The 9,726-nt window shown below is 65.5% G+C and carries 9 protein-coding genes; all 9 read right to left on the bottom strand.

All coding sequences use genetic code 11. The features are described 5' to 3' along the window. Nucleotides 1–81: 81 nt before the first annotated feature. Nucleotides 82–1,083 carry a lipopolysaccharide heptosyltransferase I gene (waaC, locus tag AB4Y44_RS39730; RefSeq protein ID WP_368702570.1) on the bottom strand — a complete coding sequence of 334 codons (1,002 nt, stop codon included), beginning with the start codon at nt 1,081–1,083 and terminating at the stop codon, nt 82–84. Nucleotides 1,084–1,276: 193 nt separating this feature from the next. Then, a complete protein-coding gene (locus AB4Y44_RS39725) occupies nt 1,277–2,359 on the bottom strand; it encodes a TadG family pilus assembly protein (protein ID WP_368702565.1) in 1,083 nt (360 codons plus the stop codon). Between the two features lie 47 nt (nt 2,360–2,406). Next, the gene (locus tag AB4Y44_RS39720; RefSeq protein WP_342921476.1) at nt 2,407–2,793 is read right to left on the bottom strand and encodes a TadE/TadG family type IV pilus assembly protein; all 387 of its coding nucleotides are present in this window, start codon (nt 2,791–2,793) and stop codon (nt 2,407–2,409) included. A gap of 174 nt (nt 2,794–2,967) precedes the next feature. Further along, nucleotides 2,968–3,936: a type II secretion system F family protein gene (locus AB4Y44_RS39715; protein WP_368702569.1), complete on the bottom strand. Its 969-nt coding sequence runs from the start codon at nt 3,934–3,936 to the stop codon at nt 2,968–2,970. A gap of 44 nt (nt 3,937–3,980) precedes the next feature. Further along, nucleotides 3,981–4,958: a type II secretion system F family protein gene (locus AB4Y44_RS39710; RefSeq protein WP_368702564.1), complete on the bottom strand. Its 978-nt coding sequence runs from the start codon at nt 4,956–4,958 to the stop codon at nt 3,981–3,983. Nucleotides 4,959–4,989: 31 nt separating this feature from the next. Continuing rightward, complete coding sequence (locus tag AB4Y44_RS39705; protein WP_342921478.1) at nt 4,990–6,381, bottom strand: CpaF family protein; 1,392 nt, start codon at nt 6,379–6,381, stop codon at nt 4,990–4,992. A gap of 12 nt (nt 6,382–6,393) precedes the next feature. Continuing rightward, nucleotides 6,394–7,602 (bottom strand): CpaE family protein, encoded by a 1,209-nt coding sequence (locus AB4Y44_RS39700; RefSeq protein ID WP_368702563.1) that lies wholly within the window; start codon nt 7,600–7,602, stop codon nt 6,394–6,396. 61 nt (nt 7,603–7,663) lie between these two features. Next, nucleotides 7,664–7,966, bottom strand: a complete 303-nt coding sequence (locus tag AB4Y44_RS39695; protein ID WP_368702562.1) for a hypothetical protein — start codon at nt 7,964–7,966, stop codon at nt 7,664–7,666. Nucleotides 7,967–7,987: 21 nt separating this feature from the next. Further along, nucleotides 7,988–9,685 carry a pilus assembly protein N-terminal domain-containing protein gene (locus AB4Y44_RS39690; RefSeq protein ID WP_368702561.1) on the bottom strand — a complete coding sequence of 566 codons (1,698 nt, stop codon included), beginning with the start codon at nt 9,683–9,685 and terminating at the stop codon, nt 7,988–7,990. Nucleotides 9,686–9,726 lie beyond the last annotated feature (41 nt).

Here is a 9,726-nt window from a genome sequence, read left to right as displayed (position 1 = left end):
TATACCCGCAGCCTCAGTAGACCGCCTTGACGCGCCGCAGCCCCTCAGCTTGTCGGGCACCCGCGCCGCGGCGGCGCGCCGCTACAGCAGCCCGAAGCCTGCCAGCGCGCCCTTCACCTGCGCAAGCGTTGGCGGCTGGCCTGCCGTGCCCAGATTGACGACGTTCGGCGACCAGTAGCCGCCCGTGCGCCAGGCGGTCGCGAAATTGTACAACTCGACGGTCGGGCGCTTCAGCGCCGCAGCGATGTGCACGAGTCCCGTGTCCACGCCCACCGTGGCCGCCGCGCCGTCGATCAGGCCCACCACAGCAGGCAGCGTGAGCCTGGGCGGCACGATCGCGGCCTCACCGAATTCGCGCGCGAGGCGCTCGCTCGTGGCGCGCTCGGCCTCGCTGCCCCAGGGCAGCACGAGCGACGCGCCGCGCCGCACGAGGGCCTGGCCCAGCTCGATCCAATGCTGGTCAGGCCACTGCTTGTCGGCGCGCGACGTGGCGTGCACGAACACGACATAGGGTACCGGCAGGTTCAGCCCAACGCCCGCGAGCGCCTGCGCGGCGCGGTAGGTGTCGAGGCCGAATTCGATGTCGTCGGTGGGCGAAGGCGGCGCAAGATCGAGCGCGCCCGCGACCAGTTTGCGCGTACGCTCGACCACGTGGGTGCGCGGCTCGATGCGAATCGACCGATCGTAGAAGAAGCGCACCGGCCACTCGTACCCCGCGCCATCGGTGCGGTTGCCCAGGCCGACGAGCGGCCCGCGCGCCCAGCTCGCCACCCATGCCGTCTTGATGAGCCCCTGGCAGTCGATCACGAGGTCGTACTTCTCGGCCGCGAGCGCGCGCCGGAACGCGCCAATCTCGCGCCAGTTGGCGGCAGAGAAGAGGCCCTTGCGCCAGCGGCGCAGCGAAAACGGGATCGCGCGGCGCACGCCCTCCACGAGCTCGACGAGCGACTGGAAGCTTTCTTCGACGAGCCAGTCGATCTGTGCGTCAGGGTACCGCCGCCGGATATCGGCGATGGCGGGCATGTTGTGGACGACGTCGCCAAGCGACGACACGCGCACGATGAGGATCTTTTGCACGCTCAGGGTTCTTTGTGCGGACGAATTCAAAAGGTCCGCAATTTTAGCGCGCCGGGCGAAGATAAGCGAAAAAGGGGGAAAGCGCGGGCATGTGCGCCACTCCCCCAAAGGCCTCGGGGCCCGAAGAAGCCGCCGCCGCGGAAACTGGTACGGAGGCGCAAGCGGCGCGCCGCTTGCGCTCTCCGGCGGCAAAACTTGCTTACTGAACCAGCCTCGGCGGTGTGTACGCCCCGTAACTCGGCCCAACCCCTCCCGAATTGGCTGTCTCACAGTGGCTCATGTCGTTGGACATCTGCACGAGCACATAGGGCGTGGAGCCGTTACTCGCATTAAGAATGTGCAGGCAAGCAAATGCCAAGACCGGCTGAAACCCGTTCGTTGTCAGGTCGTTCACCACGGCCACCGTCGCCCACGCGCATTGCCCATTGCCCGCCGCGCTACAAGCGGCAGTCGCGTTGAAGATCGAGTTTTTCTCGCCCGTCTGGATCCACGTCCCCGGCGAAGCGCCGACGGAGAACGTGGTGCTGTTGCCATTTGTCAGCAGGCTAGTGGCATAGCTGGCACTGTTGTCATTGACATCAAATGTCGTCCATTGGCCGGATTGACAGGCTCCGTATTGATAGCTGGAACCGATCTGGAAGATGTACGGCTGTCCCGCGACCTGAGGCGTCGAAAAGCCGGACACGGTGCCAGTGGTGGGCGAGAGCTTGGGCGAATTGGTCGACGAATTCCAGTAGTTGTTGTACAGACACTGTGACATCGCCAGTGGAAACAACCCGCCTGGTCCCACATTGCCGGGCGAGGACAGAACGGCCGTCGCCACCGCGCTGGCTTTGAGGATATTGACTCCGAGCACATTGCTCAGAAAGCCCCTCACCGATCCGTTCGCGTTCGAGCCGTCTTTGCGGATGGTCACCTGCACGGCGGCCAGGTCGTTCGCTCCCGGTGTGAACGGCAACACCTCGAGGCCGTACGGCGTGCCTGTAGCGTTCCAGTATCCGGTCGCGACCGTACTCGTCTGCACATAGGCACCCTGGACCCGGTTGGTCGAGGTCGACGTCGAGAACGTTGTCGCTGTCGCTGACGCCGTCGTGAAATCCGGCTGGGTCGCGGTGGTGTTGCTGCATTCGGTGCGCGGTTTCAGACAACCCGCCCCCGCCAGAGCTGCCGCGTCAGCGGCATTCTGGAGTTCGTTTCGTGCGACCATCAGATTGCCGATGTCGATGGCCATCGCCGCGGTTCCCAGCAGAAAGATCATGAACACCGCGACCGTGATGGCCACCGCCCCTCTCTGCTTGCGTCTTCTCCCCGTGCGCATGATTGCCCCCTTTATTCGTTGTTCATGACGGTCGTGGAGGACAGCGTAAGTGCGCCTGTGATGGGCGCCACCATGCGTCCCAAAGCCAGGCCGTTGTACTGGTACGTGACGGTCACCGAAAGCGGTTGGCCGAAATTGCCGCCAGCGCCCGTCGTCGTGACCACCGGCGTATTCTGCGTACCGAAGGTCAGCAGGTAGCTCGACGTGTAGTTCGTCACGACCGTCTGGACGTCGCTTGCGGTGGGCTTCGGGCTCTTCAGCACGACTCCGGCGCGGGCGCCTTCCCGGGCGGCGTTGGTAATCACGGCCTTGTCGTACAGGAACAGGCCCATTTCGATGATGCCGAACAGCAGGATCAACAGCACGGGCAGGACGAGCGCAAACTCCACCGCAGCCACGCCACGCTGCGCGCGCCGGCTGCGTCCACGCCGCGGGCTCCGTGCGCCCCTTCTTCCCCTTGCCGCGCGTAACGGAAGCGACGCCGCGCCGGTCTTTGCAGTTTTCATAACTTCCCCCGATCGAATCGCCCGTACAGGGCTTGCTCTGTTTTGGTCACCCGCTGCGACCGCCCGTCAGCCGCCGTTCATGGTCGGCAGCATCGTCCGGTAGATATGCAGCATCGCCGGCCCCATCAGCACCACCATCAGCGCCGGAAAAATGCAGAACATCAGCGGGAACAGCAGCTTGAGCGCGATCTTCGCTGCCTTTTCCTCTGCGAGCATGCGCCGGCGCGTGCGCAGCGTATCGGAGAGCACGCGCAACGAATCGCCGATGCTCGTGCCGAACCGCTCTGCCTGGATGAGCATCGTGCTGAAGGAGTCGACATCTTCAACACCCGTGCGCATGGCAAGGTTGCGCAATGCCTTTTCCTTCGTGTAACCCGAGCGCATTTCGAGGAGCGTGAGTTCCAGTTCGTCGGCCACCACCGCGCTGCGCAACCGGATCTCCTCCGCCACGCGCATCAACGCGGCGTCGAGTCCGAGGCCCGCCTCGACGCAGACCGTCAGCAGATCGATGGCGTCCGGGAAGTCCTCGAAGATCGCCCGCTTACGCTGCGCGACGAAGCGCGCGAGCACGACGCCCGGCAGGTAATAGCCAAACACCACAAGCGACACGAGAACGACTGCGAAGCGGGTAACCGAACTTGCCGCCCCGCCGCCACTAATCATCCACATGGCTGCAAGCGTGGGCAGCAGCAGTGCCAGCACGGTGCGAGTGCCGAAGAAGATCGCCACGGCACCCGGCGAGCGCCAACCCGCATTCATCAGTCGCACGCGCAGCGCCGAGACCTCCCAGCCTTCCTTCGGCGCCGAGAGCCGGGAAAGCGGCTCGGAAATCTGCACGAGCTTTTCGTACCAGGCCTCGCTGGAGGTGTCCGGCTGCATACCAGGAACAGGCGCGCTGTGGCCGCCGCCCACCTGTTCAATGCGCCGGCGCATGGCCTTGGGTGCAAGGACATACATGGCGGCCAAAGACAGGCCGAACACGCAGGCAAAGAGACAAACCAGCAACAGCAACCGCGTCGAATCGAGCGCTAACATGGCTCCCCCCTTGAGTTTTGATAATGGCGCGGGACGCGGCATCGTCAGACGCGAATCCGCACGATGCGCCGCCCCCACACCATGCCGGCCAGCAACAGCAGCGTGCCGACTTCGAGCATCAGCACGCCTGCCGGGTCCTGCCACAGCACTTCGAGAAAGTCGGGATTCACGAAGGAGATGGCCCCGCCCGTGACCACCGGCAGCAAACCCAGCACCCGCGCAGAGAGGACTCCTTCCGCGGAGAGCACGCGAACCTTGTCGAACAGTTTGAAGCGCTCGCGCACGAGGCTCGCAATGCCGTCCAGCAACTCGGCGAGGTTGCCGCCCGTCTCACGCTGGATCAGCACGGCGATGACGAGGTAACGCAGGTCCCCCACCGGCACGCGCTGCGCGAGCGCCGTCAACGCCTCGTTGAGCGACACGCCATAGTTGATCTCGTCGAAGGTGGTGCGGAACTCGGCGCCCATCGGGTCGGCGAACTCGGTGCCGACCAGGTCGATCGCGCCCGAGAACGCATGGCCCGAGCGCAACGCGCGCGCCAGCATGTCGCAGGCATCGGGCAACTGCTTCTGGAAGCGCCGCATGCGCTTGGTGCGCCGATAGCGCACGTACATCAATGGCAGCAGCGTAGACGTCGCCGCACCAGACGCCAGCATCACGAGCGGCAAGCGGATGAACATCCCCGCCGCGATCACGAGAACGGGCATGAGCGTGCACATTGCGAGAACGCGGGATGCCGTCCAGCTGATGCCCGACTGCTGCACCCAGGCCTCGAACGAGCGGATGCCCGGCATGAGCAGCAGGATGCGCTGGCCAAACGTCGACCCATCGAGCTTGCGCGCCTTGAGGATGGACATCGCCTCCTTGCGCCCCACACCCCCCGTCGCCACGGCCTCGATGCGCGATTCGAGGCGGCGCGCGACCGCGCCATGACGGCTGTTCCACCATTCCCAAGCGCCCTGGCTGGCAAGGACTACCGCTACGAAGAGCAGCAGGATTGCCAGAATGAAGGTTGTACTCATGCCACGCTCCCCCGGATGAACGTCGTGAATATCAGACCGTGTCGTAACGCCGGCCCGGATCGAAAATCTGCTCGGGCAGGTTCACGCCAAACGCCGCGAAGCGCTCGCAGAATTTCGGCCGCACACCCGTCGCACAGAAGTGGCCACGCACGTTGCCATTCGAATCCATGCCGGTGCGCTTGAACGTAAAGATCTCCTGCATGTTGATGATGTCGCCCTCCATGCCGGTGAGCTCCGAAATGCTCACGATCTTGCGGCGGCCGTCGGTCAGGCGTGCGGCCTGCACGACGACCGAGATCGCGGAGGAGATCTGATGGCGCATCGTGCGCGGCGGCAAGGCGAGGCCGCCCAGGCTGATCATGTTCTCGAGGCGCGTGAGCGCGTCGCGCGGCGTGTTGGCGTGGATCGTCGCAAGCGACCCTTCGTGGCCCGTGTTCATCGCATTGAGCATGTCGAGGGCTTCCGCGCCGCGCACTTCGCCGAGGATGATGCGGTCGGGGCGCATACGCAGCGCGTTGCGCACGAGCGCGCGCTGGGTAATCTCGCCTTTGCCTTCGATGTTCGGCGGACGCGTCTCCAGGCGCAGCACGTGATCCTGGCGCAGTTGAAGTTCGGCTGCGTCCTCGATCGTCACGATGCGCTCGTCGTTCGGAATGAAGCCCGACAGGACGTTGAGCAGGGTCGTCTTGCCGCTGCCGGTGCCGCCCGACACAAGAATGTTGACCTTGGCACGCGCGAGGCCCTCGAGCACCTGGGCCATGGGCGGCGTGAGCGTTTGCAGCTCGATCAGATCCGCGACCAGCAGCGGCTTGACCGCAAAACGCCGGATCGATACAAGCGGCCCGTCCACGGCCGAAGGCGGAATGATGGCGTTCACGCGCGAGCCATCGGGCAGGCGCGCGTCGACCATCGGGCTCGACTCGTCGATGCGCCGCCCCACCCGCGAGACGATCTTCTCGATCACCTTCATGAGATGGGCGTCGTCGTAGAAGTTGACATCAGTGAGTTCGAGCTTTCCGCGGCGCTCCACATAGGTCTGGCACCACGTGTTCACGAGAATGTCCGAGACAGTGGGGTCGCGCAGCAACGGCTCGAGTGGACCAAAGCCGAACATCTCGTCGTACACATCGATGGCCAGCTGCTTGCGCTCGAGGTCATTCGCAAGCGCCTTCTGCTCTTCGAGTATGCGGCCCACGAGCGCGTTGATCTCGCTGCGGATCTGCTCCTGGGGCATGCGTGAGAGACGCTCGAGTTCCACCCGTTCGAGCACGGCATGATGCGTGTCGTACTTCAGCTTCTGGTACGCCTCGGTCTTCACCCGGGACGGCGTCGCCGGGGCGACGGGGGCGGCGCCGCCCGTATCGGCGCGCTCGACGATCGTCGGCTCGAGGCGCTGCGCAAAGATCTGCTCGCGAAGAGACATGACTTTTCTCCTTTACATCAATCCGAGTTTGGCCGGCGCCTGGCGGCCGAGCATGCGCGCGAACAGCGATTCGCCCTTGCCCCGCGCGCTCGCGCCGGTCGCATTCGGGAGTGCGACGCTCGCCGAGAGCGTACGCAGGCTGCGCGTCACCACGCTGCCGGGCGCCGCAGTCGCAATCGGCACCCCCTGGTTGACCGCTTCGGCCACAGCGCGCGCGTCATCGGGAATGACGAGGAACGGCTTCATGCCGAGCACGGTGTCGGCGGCCTCGCGCACACGCTCGCCGTGACGCGTCTGCCGGTTCAGAAGCAGGCGCATGCGCTCGCGCCCGTAGCCGAGCGACTGCAGGATCTCCTGCAAGCGCCGTCCCGCCTGAAGATGCGGCATGCTAGCCTGCAAGACGATGTGGATCTCGTCACTGCGATCGAGCGCGAGCATGGAAAGCGGATTGATCGTCTGGCCGAGATCGAGGATCACGCAGTCGTAACGGGGCGCGGCGACGCCGAGCACCCATTCGAGCCTGTCCTGACGCATCTCGCCCGCCTTGATCGGGTCGCCCGCGCCCGCCAGGATGTCGAAATTCCCGGCGGCGTGCATCACACTCGCTTCGAAGAGCGCGACGTCCATGCGATCGACTTCGGCGCACAGCTGCGGAAGCGTCGAGGGCGGCGTCTCCGCCGTCACGAGGAACGCCGCGTCCGCGTAGAGCTGGTTCAGGTCGATCAGCAGCACGCGGCGGTCCTGCGTCTGCGAGACGATATGCGCCACGTTCGCCGCAATGAAGCTCGTGCCCACGCCGCCCTTGCACGACATGAACGAGACGATGCGCGACGTGCGCGTGCTGCCATGCGCACGCTGGCCGATTGCACGCTGCAATGCTTCGCCAATCATGCGGCCGTCCGGCGGCCCCGTGACCACGTCGCGAAAGCCCGCGCGCATTGCCGCGATGAGCTCCTCAGGCGACGCCTCCGGAATCAGCAGAATGCACGTGAGCCGTTCGCAACGACGGCACAGCTCGCTCACGGAAGGCAACTGTGCCTCCTGCAACCCTCGTGCGTCGACGATCAGGACATCGAACGCGTCGAGCGTGTCGCCGCGCTCCACGAGATCGAACGGTGTGCCGACGCTACGCGTCGTGCGGTACGGGCCGCATCCCGCGATCGTGCGCATGATCTGCGCAAGCCGCTCTGCGTCCGTCGAGGTAATGAGTATGTCGATCATGATCGTATGTCCCCCGCTGTTGTTCCTTCTCGGCCAGTTGCGTGTGTGTGCGTAACGACGCTCACTGGCTACCGCCACCACCGCTTACGCCAATCGTGTACGGGTTCGCGGATGTCATCGGGTGCTGGAACGACTTGTCGTAGTTATCCATCGCCGATGCCGCCGACTTGCCGTCCACACCCGGCTGCGATGCGCCGTGCCTGCCCGCTTCCGGGTCGATGATTTGCGCCTGCATCGAGTGGCGCACGGCTTCCCCGAAGTGCGCCTCCCAGATCGGCGAGCTGGTCATGCAACCACCGAGCGCTGCGCCGAGTGGCGCGATCAGCAGGAGCCGGCGAACGAATGCAAAGTTTTCGAGTTTCATTTTGGCCTCCTGATCGCCTGGTCAATGAGCGGTGGTTTCGTTCGAGGCGATGCGTGCCGCCTCGCGCTCGATTCGCTGCGCACGCGCCGCGCTGTCCTCGCCCGGTGGAGGCACGAGGGCCTGCGCGCTCACCTGCTGCGTCGGTACGGACTGCGCGAGCGCTTCAGCGGGCGCCGGCACGGTCGGCGCCGGCGACTCTTCGCGTCGGGAAGAGACCTGCGGTGCAGGCAGCGCAGCGGGCGTCTGCGGTGCGGCGGGCACGGCCGGCTCGGCGGGCGTAGCACCAGGTGCGGGTTCAGCCGGTACGGCCTGCGTGCCACCGGGCGCGGGCGGTGCAAAACGTCCCTGATTGCGATGGGCGCGGCCTTCCATGTTGCCCGTTGCGTACACGTCGGCTTCGTGGACCTGCGAGAAGCTGTCCGTCGGCATCTGCAGTTGCGCGACGTCCGCCACAGGCTTCACGAGGTGCGGCGTGACGATGAAGATCAGCTCCGAGCGGTCCTGCTGGAACGAGGTGCTCCTGAGCAACGCGCCCAGCACCGGGACCTCACCAAGGCCTGGCACTGCCTTGAGCGAGCCGGTAATGTTGTTGCTGATGAGCCCGCCGATCGCGAACGACTCGCCGTCGTGCATTTGCACCGTCGTCGAAGCACGCCGCGTCGTGATGAGCGGCAGGATGCTGACGCCGCTCACGTTCGATGCGCTCAGTGTGACGCCCGTGGGCGACAGCTCCGAGACTTCCGGCGCCACCTTCAGGTTGATGCGCCCGCCGTTGAGCACCGTCGGTGTGAACTTGAGCCCCACGCCGAATTCTTCTTCCTGCAGCGTGATCGCCGTGGCGGAGGTGCCGCCGCCGCTTTGCGGCACGGGGATGAAGATCTTGCCGCCGGCGAGGAAGGTGGCTTCCTGACCGCTGATCGTGACGAGGTTAGGCTCGGCCAGGATCTTCACGAGGTTGTCGGTCTTCTGCGCGTCGATGGCGAACTTGAGCGGGTTGTTGTTCGCCTTTGAGAAACCGAATGCGCTCGAGACGCCCGCAAGCAGATTGCTCACGAGCGCGCCCGTCCAGGACCCGAAGCCGCCCTGGATATTGACGGCCGAGCCGAGCTGGTCGATCAGCGTCTTGTCGACTTCGGCGACCTTCACTTCGAGCATGACCTGCTGAGGCGAGTCGACGCTGAGCATGTTGATCACGCCGCCCGTGTGCGCGCCGTTATTGCTCTGACCGCTCACGCCGAACACCTGGGCAATTTCCACGGCCTGCTGGGCGGCCTGCGCGCTCGACACGTGGCCCGCGAGCACGATGTTGTCGGCCGCCGTCGAAACGCGAATGTCGCGCTCCTGAGGCATGAGTTGCGCAAGCGCCGCCTGGAGGCCGCCGGAGTCGGCGCTGACGATCACGTCGATCACCTGGCAGGCGCCGCTCTTGCCCTGGACGATCATGTTGGTCGTGCCGACCGCCTGGCCGACGATGTAGAGCGTTTGCGGCGAAACCATGGTCGCCTGCGCGACCTCCGGATTGCCGAGCGTGCGGTTGCGCACCGGTTCGTCGATCGGCACGAGCGTCGACTTGCCAAGCGGCACAACGACGTTGCTCTCGTTGCGGATGGCGCCCACGCAGTTCGGTCCGCGCAGCGGTCCCGCCACCGCTTTGGGCGGCGCGCTGCTGCCTTGCGCCGGCCCCATGCTGATGGTCATCTGCATGGGACCTTTGCCCATGGGAACCGCAGCGCCTGCAGCCGGCTTCTCCTGCCCTGCGC

It is taken from the genome of Paraburkholderia sp. BR10937 (genome assembly GCF_040965695.1).
GTDB lineage: Bacteria > Pseudomonadota > Gammaproteobacteria > Burkholderiales > Burkholderiaceae > Paraburkholderia.
The sequence above is the reverse complement of the archived record's forward strand: the minus strand, read 5'-3'. Positions and strand labels throughout refer to the sequence as shown.

Excerpts from the sequence above, each read along its gene's own strand:
- AB4Y44_RS39705 (WP_342921478.1), bottom strand. The coding sequence starts at position 6,381 with ATGTCTCTTCGCGAGCAGATCTTTGCGCAGCGCCTCGAGCCGACGATC.
- AB4Y44_RS39715 (WP_368702569.1), bottom strand. The coding sequence starts at position 3,936 with ATGTTAGCGCTCGATTCGACGCGGTTGCTGTTGCTGGTTTGTCTCTTT.
- AB4Y44_RS39710 (WP_368702564.1), bottom strand. The coding sequence starts at position 4,958 with ATGAGTACAACCTTCATTCTGGCAATCCTGCTGCTCTTCGTAGCGGTA.
- AB4Y44_RS39695 (WP_368702562.1), bottom strand. The coding sequence starts at position 7,966 with ATGAAACTCGAAAACTTTGCATTCGTTCGCCGGCTCCTGCTGATCGCG.
- AB4Y44_RS39690 (WP_368702561.1), bottom strand. The coding sequence starts at position 9,685 with ATGGGCAAAGGTCCCATGCAGATGACCATCAGCATGGGGCCGGCGCAA.
- AB4Y44_RS39700 (WP_368702563.1), bottom strand. The coding sequence starts at position 7,602 with ATGATCGACATACTCATTACCTCGACGGACGCAGAGCGGCTTGCGCAG.